The sequence below is a fragment of the Pantoea eucrina genome (assembly GCF_002095385.1).
GTDB classification, from domain to species: domain Bacteria; phylum Pseudomonadota; class Gammaproteobacteria; order Enterobacterales; family Enterobacteriaceae; genus Pantoea; species Pantoea eucrina.
Window position 1 is genome coordinate 74,419 of record NZ_MIPP01000001.1, and the last position, 13,898, is coordinate 88,316.

Below are 13,898 nucleotides of genomic sequence, written 5' to 3' on the forward strand. Positions count from 1 at the left end.
GGAACAGCATGACAGATGTAACCGTAAAATCGCTGGCCGCCGAAATTCAGACTCCGGTCGATCGCCTGGTACAGCAATTTGCTGATGCGGGGATCCCTAAGTCTGAAAACGACGCGGTGTCCCAGCAAGAGAAAGAGACCTTACTGTCCCACCTGAACCGTGAGCACGGTCAAACCAGTTCAGGTAAACTGACGTTGCAGCGCAAAACGCGCAGCACCTTGAATATTCCGGGCACCGGGGGTAAAAGTAAATCGGTGCAAATTGAAGTTCGCAAAAAGCGCACATATGTGAAGGGTGATGCAGAGGCTGAGCAGCAGGCTCAGGCAGAAGCGGAAGCTGAGGCACAGCGCGTAGCGGAAGAGCAGGCGCGTCGCGAGGCGGAAGAACAAGCCCGTCGCGAGGCTGAATTAAAAGCGCAACGTGAAGCCGAAGATAAAGCCAGGCGCGAAGCCGCTGACAAGGCTAAGCGTGAAGCAGCGGAAAAAGATAAAGTGACAAACCAACCTACCGATGAAGTGACCAAGGCTGCGCAGTCTGATAAAGCCCGTCGCGAAGCTGAAGCGGCTGAACTGAAGCGTAAAGCTGAAGAAGAAGCCCGTCGTAAGCTCGAAGAGAGCGCACGCCGCGTAGCGGAAGAAGCACGCCGCCTGGCAGAAGAGAAAGGCGCGGAGTGGGACAAACCTGAGGAAGAAGATAAAGGTGACTATCACGTCACAACTTCAACTCATGCCCGTCAGGCAGAAGACGAAAACGATCGTCAGGTTGAAGCGGGTCGTGCACGTGCACGCACCACGGCTAAAGCCACGCGTCCTGCCAAAAAAGGCAACAAGCACTCCGAAGCTAAAACCGATCGTGAAGAAGCGCGTGCGCAGGTTCGCGGTGGTAAAGGCGGTAAGCATCGCAAACCTAGCGCACTGCAGCAGGGCTTTAACAAGCCAGCGCAGGCCGTTAACCGCGACGTGATTATCGGCGAAACCATCACCGTAGCTGAACTGGCGAACAAGATGGCAGTGAAAGGTTCACTGGTCATCAAAGCGATGATGAAGATGGGCGCGATGGCGACTATCAACCAGGTTATCGACCAGGAAACTGCACAGCTGGTCGCGGAAGAGATGGGTCATAAAGTGATCCTGCGCCGCGAGAACGAGCTGGAAGAAGCGGTAATGGACGATCGTGATACTGATGCAGCGCAGGAGAGCCGTGCGCCGGTCGTGACCATCATGGGTCACGTTGACCACGGTAAAACCTCCCTGCTGGATTACATCCGCTCAACGAAAGTCGCCTCTGGCGAAGCGGGTGGTATTACCCAGCACATCGGTGCCTATCACGTTGAAACCGAAAACGGCATGGTCACCTTCCTGGATACCCCGGGACACGCCGCGTTTACCGCAATGCGTGCTCGCGGTGCGCAGGCAACGGATATCGTTATCCTGGTCGTTGCTGCGGATGATGGCGTGATGCCACAGACCGTCGAAGCGATTCAACACGCAAAAGCGGCCGGTGTACCGGTTGTGGTTGCAGTGAACAAGTGCGACAAACCAGAAGCCGATCCGGATCGCGTGAAGAACGAGCTGACTCAGTACGGCATCATTCCGGAAGAGTGGGGCGGCGAAAACATGTTCGTCAACGTTTCTGCGAAAGCGGGTACCGGTATCGACGATCTGCTGAACGCCATTCTGCTGCAGGCGGAAGTGCTTGAGCTGACCGCTATTCGTGAAGGTATGGCAAGCGGTGTGGTTATCGAATCCTTCCTGGATAAAGGTCGTGGTCCGGTCGCTACCGTGCTGGTACGTGAAGGTACGCTGAACAAAGGCGATATCGTACTGTGTGGCTTCGAGTATGGCCGCGTACGTGCGATGCGTGACGAACTGGGACGCGAAGTACAGGAAGCAGGCCCATCGATTCCGGTTGAGATCCTGGGTCTCTCTGGCGTACCGGCAGCGGGTGATGAAGCGACTGTGGTCCGTGACGAGAAGAAAGCGCGTGAAGTTGCTCTCTATCGTCAGGGTAAATTCCGCGAAGTGAAACTGGCGCGTCAGCAGAAGTCGAAGCTGGAAAACATGTTTGCGAACATGACTGAAGGCGAAGTCTCAGAGCTGAACATCGTTCTGAAGTCTGACGTACAGGGCTCGGTAGAAGCGATCTCCGATTCGCTGCTGAAACTCTCCACCGACGAAGTGAAGGTGAAGATTATCGGTTCTGGCGTGGGCGGTATCACCGAAACCGACGCTACGCTGGCGGCCGCTTCCAATGCGATCATCCTCGGCTTTAACGTCCGTGCTGACGCTTCTGCGCGTCGCGTGATTGATGCTGAAAACGTCGACCTGCGTTACTACTCCGTCATCTATAATCTGATTGACGAAGTAAAAGCTGCGATGAGCGGTATGCTGGCGCCGGAATTCAAACAGCAGATCATCGGTCTGGCCGAAGTACGTGATGTGTTTAAATCACCGAAATTTGGCGCGATCGCGGGCTGTATGGTTACCGAAGGCAACATCAAGCGTCACAACCCAATTCGTGTCCTGCGCGACAACGTGGTTATCTATGAAGGCGAGCTGGAATCCCTGCGTCGCTTCAAAGATGACGTCAACGAAGTGCGTAACGGCATGGAGTGTGGTATCGGTGTGAAGAACTACAACGACGTTCGCGTTGGCGATATGATCGAAGTGTTCGAAATCATTGAAATTAAACGCACCATCGCATAATTCACTTATCGATGTACTGCAATTTGGGAGGCCACTGGCCTCCCGAATTATTTGGGAGATATCATTATGGCGAAAGAATTTGGTCGCCCGCAGCGGGTTTCTCAGGAGCTGCAAAAAGAGATCGCGATTATTCTGCAGCGTGAAATCAAAGATCCGCGTCTGGGTATGATGGTGACGGTCTCTGGCGTTGAAGTGTCGCGCGATCTGGCCTATGCCAAAGTATTTGTGACTTTCCTGAACGATCAGGATGAAGAAGCGGTAAAAAATGGTCTGAAAGCGCTGAAAGAGGCGTCAGGCTACATCCGCATTCTGCTGGGCAAAGCGATGCGTCTGCGCATTGTGCCGGAGCTGACCTTCTTCTATGACAACTCACTGATTGAAGGGATGCGCATGTCAAATCTGGTCTCTAACGTGATCAGAAACGATGCAGAACGGCGCGGTGAAACCCCGGCGGAAGATGACAAGGAGGACTGATGAGTCGTCCTCGTCGTCGCGGCCGCGACGTACACGGTGTCTTCCTGCTGGATAAGCATCAGGGCGCGTCGTCCAATGATGTGCTGCAAAAAGTTAAGCGCCTGTTTAATGCTAACAAAGCGGGTCATACCGGTGCGCTGGATCCCCTTGCCACCGGTATGCTGCCGGTTTGTCTGGGCGAGGCCACCAAGTTTTCGCAGTATCTGCTCGACTCTGATAAGCGTTATCGCGTTATCGCCCGGCTGGGCGAACGTACCGATACTTCAGACGCAGATGGCAACATTGTGGAAACCCGCCCGGTGACCTTCAGCCAGCCTGAGCTGGATGCGGCGCTGGAGAGTTTTCGCGGTGATACGATGCAGGTGCCGACTATGTTCTCGGCGCTGAAATATCAGGGTCGCAAGCTCTATGAGTATGCGCGCGAAGGCGTTACCGTGCCGCGTGAAGCCCGACCCATCACCGTATTTGAGCTGCAGTTTATTCGCCATGAAGGTGATGAGCTGGAGCTGGAGATCCACGTCTCCAAAGGCACCTATATTCGTACCATCATCGACGATCTGGGTGAGAAGCTGGGCTGTGGCGCGCATGTCATTATGCTGCGTCGTCTGCAGGTCGCACGCTACCCGATTGCACGAATGATGACGCTGGAGCAGCTGCAGGCAGTGGCAGCAGAAGCCACCGCGGCTGAAACGCCTGACTACAGCGCGCTCGATGCGCTGCTGCTGCCAATGGACAGCCCGGCGGAAGATTTTCCGGTGGTCAATCTGCCCGTTACGGTTGCCGCCAGCTTTAAGCAGGGTATGCCGGTCCAGGCTGCGGATACGCCGGCAGCAGGTCTGGTAAGGGTCACGGAAGGTGAGGCACAAAAAATCATCGGCATGGCTGAAATCGCCGCCGATGGACGGGTAGCGCCACGCCGGCTGGTGGTGGAGTTTCCTGGCTGACCGTGCTGCTCATCTTTGCTGCAACAGCGCATTTGCGTTGCCTGCGGGCGCAGAGTAGAATAGCGCGGCTTTAAAAGCGGGCTGCTGAATTAGAGATCGGCACCCATACATTCATTTTTTTACTGGAGTTTATTATGTCTCTAAGCGTAGAAGCTAAAGCAGAGATCGTTGCTAAATATGGTCGTGGCGCTAACGACAGCGGTTCAACTGAAGTTCAGGTTGCTCTGCTGACTGCTCAGATTAACCACCTGCAGGGTCACTTCTCTGAGCACAAGAAAGACCACCACAGCCGTCGCGGTCTGCTGCGCATGGTATCCCAGCGTCGTAAGCTGCTGGACTATCTGAAGCGTAAAGACGTTGCTCGCTACACCAGCCTGATCGAGAGCCTGGGTCTGCGTCGCTAAGTCTGAAGAATCTGATCAAGGATGTAGCGCATGCACTATGCAAAAAAACGCATCTGACGATCAGATTTGTGCGAGTTTCGCGAAAAGGGGGCCTTTAAGGCCCCCTTTTTTCGAGCAATCCGCAGCAATCCAGACCAAACTCATGTATTGTTGCTGAGTGTGATCTTTGTTTGCAGAGGTTCGCGCGGCTAATGAGAGGCTTTGCCGCAGGGGCGGTTGAGGGTTGTCATTAGTCGCGAGGATGCGACAAAGATCGGTTATCACTGGCGAGCCGCAATGGCTCTGCCCTGAATTTAAGGATGTTAATTTTGCTGAATCCGATCGTACGCAAATTCCAATATGGTCAGCATACCGTCACGCTGGAAACCGGCATGATGGCACGTCAGGCTACCGCTGCTGTTATGGTAAGCATGGATGACACAGCGGTATTTGTAACCGTTGTTGGCCAGAAGAAAGCGAAACCAGGCCAGGACTTTTTCCCGCTGACCGTTAACTATCAGGAGCGTACCTATGCTGCTGGTCGTATCCCGGGCAGCTTCTTCCGTCGCGAAGGCCGGCCAAGCGAAGGCGAAACCCTGATTGCGCGTCTGATTGACCGCCCGGTGCGTCCGCTGTTCCCGGAAGGCTTCGTTAACGAAGTGCAGGTTATCGCTACTGTCGTTTCTGTTAACCCTCAGGTTAACCCGGACATCGTGGCAATGATTGGTGCCTCTGCTGCGCTGTCACTGTCAGGTATTCCGTTCAACGGTCCAATCGGTTCTGCTCGCGTTGGTTACATCAACGACCAGTATGTCCTGAACCCGACCGCAGATGAGATCAAACAGTCACGTCTGGACCTGGTGGTTGCCGGTACCCAGAACGCGGTACTGATGGTTGAATCGGAAGCCGATATCCTGACCGAAGAGCAGATGCTGGGCGCCGTGGTATTTGGCCACGACCAGCAGCAGGTTGTTATCGAAAACATCAACGCGCTGGTCGCCGAAGCGGGTAAACCGCGCTGGGACTGGAAGCCAGAAGCGACTAACGATGCACTGATTGCACGTGTTGCCGCGCTGGCGGAAGCGCGCATCGCTGATGCTTACCGCATCACCGATAAGCAGGAGCGTTACGCACAGGTTGGCGTGATCAAAGATGAGACGATCGCTGCGCTGCTGGCTGAAGATGCTGCGCTGGATGATGCAGAAATCGGCGATATTGTGCATAGCCTCGAAAAGAATGTGGTTCGTACCCGCATCCTGAGCGGCGAACCGCGTATCGACGGTCGCGAAAAAGATATGATCCGCGGTCTGGACGTGCGTACCGGCGTACTGCCGCGTACGCACGGCTCTGCGCTGTTCACCCGTGGTGAAACGCAGGCGCTGGTTGCTGCTACGCTGGGTACCGCACGCGATGCGCAGAACCTGGATGAGCTGATGGGCGAGCGTACCGACAGCTTCCTGTTCCACTACAACTTCCCTCCATACTCAGTGGGCGAAACCGGCATGGTTGGCTCACCGAAGCGTCGTGAAATTGGTCACGGTCGTCTGGCGAAGCGTGGCGTGCTGGCAGTTATGCCTAAGCAGGAAGAGTTCCCGTACACCGTACGCGTTGTATCAGAAATCACTGAATCAAACGGTTCTTCTTCTATGGCTTCCGTTTGCGGTGCTTCACTGGCACTGATGGACGCAGGCGTACCGATCAAAGCAGCCGTTGCCGGTATTGCTATGGGTCTGGTGAAGGAAGATGAGAAGTTTGTCGTGCTGTCTGACATCCTGGGCGATGAAGATCACCTCGGCGATATGGACTTCAAAGTAGCGGGTAGCCGTGAGGGTATTACCGCGTTGCAGATGGACATCAAAATCGAAGGCATCACCCGCGAAATCATGCAGGTTGCGCTGAACCAGGCTAAAGGTGCGCGTCTGCATATCCTGAGCGTCATGGAGCAGGCTATCAGCACGCCGCGTCAGGAGATCTCTGAATTCGCACCGCGCATTTACACCATCAAGATCAGCTCTGACAAGATCAAAGATGTGATTGGTAAAGGCGGCTCGGTAATCCGTGCGCTGACCGAAGAAACCGGCACTACCATCGAAATCGAAGATGACGGCACCGTAAAAATCGCTGCGACCGACGGTCAGAAAGCGAAAGAAGCGATTCGTCGTATCGAAGAGATCACCGCTGAGATTGAAGTGGGCCGCATCTACTCCGGTAAAGTTACCCGTATCGTTGATTTCGGTGCGTTCGTGGCTATCGGTGGCGGTAAAGAAGGTCTGGTTCATATTTCTCAGATCGCCGACAAGCGCGTAGAGAAAGTGACCGACTACCTGCAGATGGGTCAGGAAGTACCGGTTAAGGTGATGGAAGTTGACCGTCAGGGCCGCGTACGTCTGAGCATCAAAGAGGCAACTGAGCAGAAGCCGGCAGAAGCTGCTACTGCTGTGGACGCTTCTGACGCTGAATAAGCGTGTCCTGATTAGCCCCTTTCTGCCCGGCAGAAAGGGGTGTTTGTATACTCTGGTAGCGTCAACTCACGGTCGCTGTGCCGATAAGTTGACACCGCCGGAGTATCATCGCGAGGGCGGGAACCCTTGTGCATAGCAGGCGGATGACAGGATGGTTATCCCAATGTTTGTATCGGGAGTGGGAAATGAAGCCTTTTTTGCGCTGGTGTATTGTTGCGACAGCTATTTCGCTGGCAGGATGCAGCAACTCCAATTGGCGTAAGAACGAAGTTCTGGCAGTACCTTTGCAGCCCACACTGCAGCAAGAGGTCATTCTGGCGCGAATGGAACAAATTCTTGCCAGTCGGGCCCTGACCGACGATGAACGCGCACAGCTGTTATATGAGCGCGGAGTGTTGTATGATAGTTTGGGTCTGAGGGCACTGGCGCGGAACGATTTCTCGCAAGCGCTGTCTATAAGACCAGATATGCCAGAAGTGTTTAACTATCTTGGTATATACTTAACGCAGGCTGGCAACTTTGATGCCGCCTACGAAGCGTTTGATTCTGTACTTGAGCTTGATCCAACTTACAATTATGCGCATTTAAACCGCGGTATCGCTCTCTATTACGGTGGTCGATACAGGTTAGCGCAAGATGATCTGCTGGCGTTTTATCAAGACGATCCTAACGATCCGTTCCGCAGCCTCTGGCTTTATCTCACTGAAAGCGAGATAGACAAAGACCAGGCTAAAGTAGCGCTGAAACAGCGTTATGACAAAGCGGCTAAGGACCAATGGGGATGGAATATTGTCGAGTTCTACCTGGGCGACATCAGTGAAAAAACATTGATGGAACGTCTCAAGGCGGACGCAACGGATAACACCTCGCTCGCTGAACATCTCAGTGAAACCAACTTCTATTTAGGTAAGTACTACCTAAGTCTGGGGGAGAAGGACGACGCGAAAGCGTTGTTCAAACTGGCGGTGTCTAACAACGTTAACAACTTTGTTGAACACCGATACGCATTGTTGGAACTGGCGCAACTCGGCCAGACACAAGACGATTTATCAGAATCTGACCAGCAATAGCTGACGAACTTTTATTGCCTGTTGTACCTGTAAAGTCATCATCTCCAGAGGTGAGGGCTTTTCTGTTCGTCAAAACTTCTAATTTGAGCCGGTTCACACTTTTTGATGAAAATGACTGAAAATTTTCACGACGAGTTATGTAGACTGGCCGCCGCAATCTAAGAGGCACGTGTACTACATGACTGATATTCAAACCACTTTTGCTGATCTGGGCCTGAACGCCGACATCCTCGAATCTCTGAACGGTATGGGCTACGTTAAGCCTTCCCCAATCCAGGCTGAGTGTATTCCTCACCTGCTGGCGGGCCGCGATGTTCTGGGTATGGCGCAGACCGGTAGTGGTAAAACCGCGGCGTTCTCACTGCCGCTGTTAAACAACGTTGATCCTTCTGTCCGCGCACCACAGATTCTGGTGCTGGCACCGACCCGCGAACTGGCGGTGCAGGTGGCTGAAGCGATGACAGAATTCTCTAAACATATGCGTAACGTCAACGTCGTGGCCCTGTATGGCGGCCAGCGTTATGACGTACAGCTGCGCGCCCTGCGTCAGGGACCACAGATCGTTGTGGGTACCCCGGGCCGCCTGCTGGACCACCTGAAGCGTGGTACTCTGGACCTCTCTAACCTGCGTGGTCTGGTTCTGGACGAAGCTGATGAAATGCTGCGTATGGGCTTCATCGAAGACGTTGAAACCATCATGGCGCAGATCCCGGAAGGTCATCAGACCGCACTGTTCTCTGCAACTATGCCAGAAGCGATTCGTCGTATTACCAAACGCTTCATGAAAGATCCACAGGAAGTGCGTATCCAGTCAAGCGTAACCACGCGTCCGGATATTTCACAGTCTTACTGGACCGCTTACGGCCGTAAAACTGAAGCGCTGGTGCGTTTCCTGGAAGCAGAAGACTTTGATGCAGCCATCATTTTCGTGCGTACCAAAAACGCAACGCTGGAAGTGGCTGAAGCCTTAGAGCGCAGTGGCTACAACAGTGCCGCGCTGAACGGCGACATGAACCAGGCACTGCGTGAGCAGACGCTGGAGCGCCTGAAAGATGGCCGTCTTGATATCCTGATTGCAACCGACGTTGCGGCGCGCGGTCTGGACGTTGAGCGTATCAGCCTGGTTGTTAACTACGATATCCCGATGGATGCGGAGTCTTATGTTCACCGTATCGGCCGTACCGGTCGTGCGGGCCGAGCTGGCCGTGCGCTGCTGTTCGTTGAGAACCGCGAGCGTCGTCTGCTGCGTAACATTGAACGCACCATGAAGCTGACTATTCCGGAAGTAGAACTGCCAAACGCAGAGCTGCTGGGTGAGCGTCGTCTGGCCAAATTTGCAGCAAAAGTACAGCAGCAGCTGGAAAGCAGCGATCTGGATCAGTATCGCGCGCTGCTGAGCAAAATGCAGCCGGAAGAAGAGCTGGATATCGAAACGCTGGCGGCTGCCCTGCTGAAAATGGCTCAGGGTGAACGTCCGCTGATCGTACCGGCTGACGCACCACGTCCGCAGCGTCGTGAGTTCCGCGATCGTGATGACCGCGCTGACCGTCCGCGTCGTGACCGCGACAGCCGTGGTGAGAGCCGTGATGGCGATCGTCCACGTCGTGAGCGTCGTGACGTTGGCGACATGCAGCTTTACCGCATTGAAGTGGGTCGCGATGACGGCGTTGAAGTTCGCCACATTGTGGGCGCTATCGCTAACGAAGGCGATATCAGCAGCCGCTACATTGGTAACATCAAGCTGTTTGGCACGCACTCCACCATCGAACTGCCAAAAGGCATGCCGGGTGAAGTTCTGCAGCACTTCACGCGCACGCGTATTCTGAACAAGCCGATGAATATGCAACTGCTGGGTGATGCACAGCCACACGAGCGTACTGAGCGCCGCAGCGGCGGTCGTGATTTCGGTGGTGAGCGTCGCAGCAGCGCACCGCGTGGTGATGCACCACGTGGCGAAGGCGCACCGCGTCGCTTCTCCGAGCGTCGTGAAGGTGGCCGCGAAGGCGGACGCTTTAGCCGCGAAGCGGGCCGTGGCCCACGTCGCGACGAAGGCACCTCACGTCGTCGTGATGCCTGATAGCTAAAAGTTAAGCAATAAAAAGGGACGCCATGCGGCGTCCCTTTTTTTATCTCTTTTACTCAACCTGCTACAGCGTGCCGGCAGCTTCCATCGCCAGCGCAAATGAGCGCAGCCGCGCTTTGGGATCGAAGATCTGACCGTTGACCATGATCTCATCCGCCTGCGTTTCGCGCTGCAACGCTGCCAGACCGTGACGCACCTTTTCGCTATCGCCCACAATCGACATGCTCAGCGCCTGCTGCACGCCATACTGCTCTGACGGCGACCAGAGGCTATCCATATTTTCCACCGGCGCAGGCAACGGGCCCGGCTTGCCGCGGCGCAGGTTGATAAACTGCTGCTGCATGGAGGTAAACAGGAAGCGCGCGTCGCGCTCACTCTCTGCCGCCACAATATTCACACAGACCATAGCGTATGGCTTAGCCAGGCGCGCCGAAGGCTGGAACTTCTCACGGTACAGATGCAGCGCCTGCAGCAGCAGATCCGGGGCGAAGTGCGAGGCAAAGGCAAACGGCAGCCCAAGCTTCGCCGCCAGCTGAGCGCTGTAAAGGCTTGAGCCGAGCAGCCACACCGGAATTTTCAGGCCGAGGCCCGGCACTGGCTGTACCGGATGATGCTCGCCTTCTTCAGCATCAAACCAGCGCAGCAGCTCAGCGACATCTTCCGGGAAGCTGTCGGCCTGGGCGCTGGAGAGATGACGGCGCAGCGCCATCATCGTGCGCTGATCGGAACCCGGTGCACGGCCCAGCCCGAGATCGATGCGACCAGGGTAGAGCGACTCCAGGGTACCGAACTGCTCGGCAATCACCAGCGGCGCATGGTTAGGCAGCATAATCCCGCCGGATCCAAGCCGCAGGGTTTCGGTATTTGCCGCGAGATACCCGATCAGCACCGAGGTCGCCGCGCTGGCAATACCGGTCATGTTGTGATGCTCAGCGAGCCAGTAGCGGTGGAAACCCAGCGCTTCCGCCTGACGCGCCAGCGCCAGTGAATGGTGAAAGGCGTCGCGCGCAGACGCGCCTTGCGGAATAGGAGCCAGATCCAGCACGGACAGGCGAACAGGTTTTTTCTCAGACATGAGTACTCCAGCAAATGATGGCGCAGGCGTTGAACAGCCTGCTGCCATAAGTATTACGCAACATTACCCATATTAAAACTGCTATTAAGGGCAGGGATGTAGCCGGATTGTGCCTTTATTAACCATTTTTCCGGAAGGTATACCCCTGCCGCTGCACTATTTTCCTGACGCGTAATAGCAGGCTTGTTGATCTCAGCAGGGAGGACTGCGCGACAGAGATGGCATAATTGATAATCTGTTATAAATACGCAGAGCCATACCGTTCGTAACCGTACGCCGCCGGTTAGGGGAAAAAGCCTGCTGAATAGGCGTATATTGCGGGCAAAGCGAGTGCGGAGATGGAAAAAACTCTTTTGCAACAACTCTTAAACGCGCAATTTCGTCATGTTTTCGCTGAAGGTGAGTTAGACTTTCTGCAAGGGCGCGGCCTGGGCGATCGGATTGCTGCGAGTCAGTTTTGCCGCATCGCCACGCTGCAGGAGGCGTCTGACCGTTTCACGCGATGCCGAAACAGATGCCGGGTTTCGCGGCGAAGCCAACGACTTGCTGCTGGTAGCTGCTCGGGCTAAGGCAGAAGGGAACAGAAGGCGCAGGCTTATGCGTCACGCACGGGGATGCCATGTTAATTCGTACTGAGATTGGCGTTGATGCTGCCGGCATCGACAGCCTGTTAAAACGCAGTTTTGCGACCCCAGCTGAAGCTGAACGGGTACAGCAGCTGCGCGAAGATGGATTGCTCACGCTGGGCGTGGTGGCAACCGATGATGAAGGTCAGGTGCTGGGCTATGCTGCTTTCAGTCCGGTAACGCTGCAGGGTGAAGATCGTAACTGGGTGGCGCTGGCTCCACTGGCCGTTGACAGTTCGGTACGCGGGCAGGGCCTGGCAAAGCAGCTGGTTTATGAGGGGCTCGATTCCCTGAATGAATTCAGCTACAGCGCGGTCGTGGTGCTGGGCGATCCCGCATTTTACCAGCCGCTGGGCTTTGAGCCGGCGGCCCATCATGGGCTGCACTGCCGCTGGCCTGACAGCGAGGCGACATTCCAGATTTACAAGCTGGCAGACGATGCGTTCAGCGGCGCAGAAGGGTTAGTGGTATTTGCTGCGCCTTTTAACCACGCTGAGTAAACCAGGTGGTCAGACACGCCGGCTGTTGCGCTATCAGCAGCAGTTTGTGGGTACGGGCGAGTTGTTTGACCTGATACTCCAGGCGTGAAGCCGCAGCGCGGTCACCGGCAGGGCAGTGAAACATCAGAGTAAGCGGCCCTTTGCCGCGCAGCGAGCGGGCGCCGCGTCCCTGCTGATGCTGCAGCAGCCGGCGCGCCACATCGGTGGTAATTCCGGTATAGATCATCCCGGCAGCGGTTTGCAGCATATAAAGCTGCCAGTTCTGTTCCATTTCTCAGACCTCAAAACAAAGCACCAGCAGTGTAACGTGCCGCCGCGTTCACGGCTATGTGCAGGGAGCGACCTTTGTCCGATCTGTCTCATTTACTGCGCTACCTGAAGAAACAGCATGTGCTTTCGCTTTGCGCCAGTGCACCGGAAGAGCTGTGGTGCGCTAATTGCTACTATTTGTTTGATGAAGCACAGATGGCATTCTGGCTGATGAGCGACACCGCCACGCGTCACGGTGCCATGATGCTGCATAACCCGCAGGTCGCAGGCACCATTAATGGCCAGCCGAAAAGTGTTCAGCTGCTTAAAGGCGTCCAGTATCGCGGACATATCCGGCTAAGCGAGGATGCGCAGGCGTTAAGCGCCTATCAGCGCCGTTTTCCGGTCGCAAAAAAAGTCACCGCGCCTCTCTGGCAGCTCACGATAGATGAGCTGAAGATGACGGATAACACACTGGGTTTTGGCAAGAAAATCAGCTGGCAGCGTATCGCATCATAAATACACCAGGGGCGCATGAATGCACCCCCTACAGATCGTGCAATCACAGGGGCGGCATTCATGCCGCCCTGGGGCGGGTATATCGCAAAAACCAGGGGCGCATAAATACACCAGGGGCGCATGAATGCGCCCCCTACAGGTCGTATAATTGTAGGGGCGGCATTCATGCCGCCCTGGGTCAGATATATCATGCCGCCCTGGATACTACGGGCGGCCGGGATATTATGATGCGCTCAGGATGCGCAGCGATTCGCGGTTAAATGCCGGCAGATCTTCCGGGGTGCGACTGGTGACCAGCTTGTCATCATCCACGACCACTTCTTTGTCGTAAAAATCGGCACCCGCGTTACGCAAATCGATCGCAATCGCTTTCACACAGGTCATCTTGCGGCCGCGCACGCCGTTGGCGCTGATCAGCAGCTGTGGACCGTGACAAATAGCGAAAATCGGTTTGCCGCTGGCAACAAAATCTTTGGTGAACTGCACAAAACGATCGTCACCGCGCAGGGCGTCAGGGGAGTGACCGCCCGGCAGCAGCAGCGCATCAAACTCCGCTGCACTGACGTGATCGATATCTTTATCGATCTTCACTTCCGCTTTGCCCTGTTTACCTTTAACCGTTTTTCCTGCCTGCATCTCAATGGTGACCACGTCATGGCCCGCCTGGGTGTAAGCATCCGCTGGTGAGGTAAATTCAGAATCCTCAAAATCATCGGTGATCAGAACCGCTATTTTCTTGCCCATCTTCTCTTCTCCATGTGGTTAACGAACCCAGGGTTCGTTGCATGAGTGACCTGACAAGTCTGGA

At 55.2% G+C, this 13,898-nt stretch carries 13 protein-coding genes and 1 pseudogene; 11 read left to right on the forward strand and 3 right to left on the reverse strand.

Going from position 1 to position 13,898, the window contains the following annotated elements:
* Positions 1-8 precede the first annotated feature (8 nt).
* The 8 genes from infB to HA43_RS00415 all read left to right on the forward strand — a co-directional run bounded on the left by infB (position 9) and on the right by HA43_RS00415 (position 10,115).
* A complete protein-coding gene (infB, locus tag HA43_RS00385) occupies positions 9-2,705 on the forward strand; it encodes a translation initiation factor IF-2 (RefSeq protein WP_071669136.1) in 2,697 nt (898 codons plus the stop codon).
* Between the two features lie 66 nt (positions 2,706-2,771).
* On the forward strand, positions 2,772-3,179 hold the full coding sequence (rbfA, locus tag HA43_RS00390) for a 30S ribosome-binding factor RbfA (RefSeq protein ID WP_039382283.1): 408 nt from the start codon (positions 2,772-2,774) through the stop codon (positions 3,177-3,179).
* Entirely contained in the window at positions 3,179-4,123 is a 945-nt protein-coding gene (gene truB / locus HA43_RS00395) for a tRNA pseudouridine(55) synthase TruB (protein ID WP_094110674.1), read from the forward strand. The genes rbfA and truB overlap by 1 nt, the downstream gene beginning before the upstream one ends.
* A gap of 134 nt (positions 4,124-4,257) precedes the next feature.
* Positions 4,258-4,527 (forward strand): 30S ribosomal protein S15, encoded by a 270-nt coding sequence (rpsO, locus tag HA43_RS00400; protein WP_010615981.1) that lies wholly within the window; start codon positions 4,258-4,260, stop codon positions 4,525-4,527.
* A gap of 308 nt (positions 4,528-4,835) precedes the next feature.
* On the forward strand, positions 4,836-6,968 hold the full coding sequence (pnp, locus tag HA43_RS00405) for a polyribonucleotide nucleotidyltransferase (protein ID WP_094110675.1): 2,133 nt from the start codon (positions 4,836-4,838) through the stop codon (positions 6,966-6,968).
* Positions 6,969-7,153: 185 nt separating this feature from the next.
* Positions 7,154-8,038: a lipoprotein NlpI gene (gene nlpI / locus HA43_RS00410; RefSeq protein WP_039382290.1), complete on the forward strand. Its 885-nt coding sequence runs from the start codon at positions 7,154-7,156 to the stop codon at positions 8,036-8,038.
* Between the two features lie 105 nt (positions 8,039-8,143).
* Positions 8,144-8,200, forward strand: coding sequence for a protein YrbN (gene yrbN / locus HA43_RS19370; RefSeq protein ID WP_100229640.1), 57 nt, complete (start codon positions 8,144-8,146; stop codon positions 8,198-8,200).
* A gap of 16 nt (positions 8,201-8,216) precedes the next feature.
* A complete protein-coding gene (locus HA43_RS00415; RefSeq protein WP_094110676.1) occupies positions 8,217-10,115 on the forward strand; it encodes a DEAD/DEAH family ATP-dependent RNA helicase in 1,899 nt (632 codons plus the stop codon).
* A 70-nt stretch (positions 10,116-10,185) separates the two neighbouring features.
* On the opposite strand, the gene HA43_RS00420 is transcribed toward HA43_RS00415, so the two are convergent.
* Complete coding sequence (locus tag HA43_RS00420; RefSeq protein ID WP_039382294.1) at positions 10,186-11,196, reverse strand: luciferase-like monooxygenase; 1,011 nt, start codon at positions 11,194-11,196, stop codon at positions 10,186-10,188.
* Between the two features lie 338 nt (positions 11,197-11,534).
* Here HA43_RS00420 and HA43_RS19375 point away from each other — a divergent pair.
* Together HA43_RS19375 and HA43_RS00425 are read left to right on the forward strand one after the other, a co-directional pair.
* Positions 11,535-11,760, forward strand: a pseudogene (locus HA43_RS19375) (ubiquinone anaerobic biosynthesis accessory factor UbiT); the annotation flags it as partial.
* A 55-nt stretch (positions 11,761-11,815) separates the two neighbouring features.
* The gene (locus tag HA43_RS00425; protein WP_094110677.1) at positions 11,816-12,322 is read left to right on the forward strand and encodes a GNAT family N-acetyltransferase; all 507 of its coding nucleotides are present in this window, start codon (positions 11,816-11,818) and stop codon (positions 12,320-12,322) included.
* Here HA43_RS00425 and HA43_RS00430 read toward each other — a convergent pair.
* Positions 12,306-12,593 carry a GIY-YIG nuclease family protein gene (locus HA43_RS00430; RefSeq protein ID WP_039382299.1) on the reverse strand — a complete coding sequence of 96 codons (288 nt, stop codon included), beginning with the start codon at positions 12,591-12,593 and terminating at the stop codon, positions 12,306-12,308. The genes HA43_RS00425 and HA43_RS00430 overlap by 17 nt on opposite strands.
* Positions 12,594-12,667: 74 nt before the next feature.
* Here HA43_RS00430 and HA43_RS00435 point away from each other — a divergent pair, with 74 nt between their 5' ends.
* Positions 12,668-13,090: a YhbP family protein gene (locus HA43_RS00435; RefSeq protein WP_094110678.1), complete on the forward strand. Its 423-nt coding sequence runs from the start codon at positions 12,668-12,670 to the stop codon at positions 13,088-13,090.
* A 222-nt stretch (positions 13,091-13,312) separates the two neighbouring features.
* On the opposite strand, the gene HA43_RS00440 is transcribed toward HA43_RS00435, so the two are convergent.
* The gene (locus HA43_RS00440; protein ID WP_094110679.1) at positions 13,313-13,834 is read right to left on the reverse strand and encodes a type 1 glutamine amidotransferase domain-containing protein; all 522 of its coding nucleotides are present in this window, start codon (positions 13,832-13,834) and stop codon (positions 13,313-13,315) included.
* Positions 13,835-13,898: the final 64 nt, after the last annotated feature.

Bases quoted from the DNA above. Each gene is read 5' to 3' on its own strand.
- infB (WP_071669136.1), top strand. From the start codon at position 9: ATGACAGATGTAACCGTAAAATCGCTGGCCGCCGAAATTCAGACTCCG.
- rbfA (WP_039382283.1), top strand. From the start codon at position 2,772: ATGGCGAAAGAATTTGGTCGCCCGCAGCGGGTTTCTCAGGAGCTGCAA.
- truB (WP_094110674.1), top strand. From the start codon at position 3,179: ATGAGTCGTCCTCGTCGTCGCGGCCGCGACGTACACGGTGTCTTCCTG.
- rpsO (WP_010615981.1), top strand. From the start codon at position 4,258: ATGTCTCTAAGCGTAGAAGCTAAAGCAGAGATCGTTGCTAAATATGGT.
- nlpI (WP_039382290.1), top strand. From the start codon at position 7,154: ATGAAGCCTTTTTTGCGCTGGTGTATTGTTGCGACAGCTATTTCGCTG.
- HA43_RS00415 (WP_094110676.1), top strand. From the start codon at position 8,217: ATGACTGATATTCAAACCACTTTTGCTGATCTGGGCCTGAACGCCGAC.
- HA43_RS00420 (WP_039382294.1), bottom strand. From the start codon at position 11,196: ATGTCTGAGAAAAAACCTGTTCGCCTGTCCGTGCTGGATCTGGCTCCT.
- HA43_RS00425 (WP_094110677.1), top strand. From the start codon at position 11,816: ATGTTAATTCGTACTGAGATTGGCGTTGATGCTGCCGGCATCGACAGC.
- HA43_RS00430 (WP_039382299.1), bottom strand. From the start codon at position 12,593: ATGGAACAGAACTGGCAGCTTTATATGCTGCAAACCGCTGCCGGGATG.
- HA43_RS00440 (WP_094110679.1), bottom strand. From the start codon at position 13,834: ATGGGCAAGAAAATAGCGGTTCTGATCACCGATGATTTTGAGGATTCT.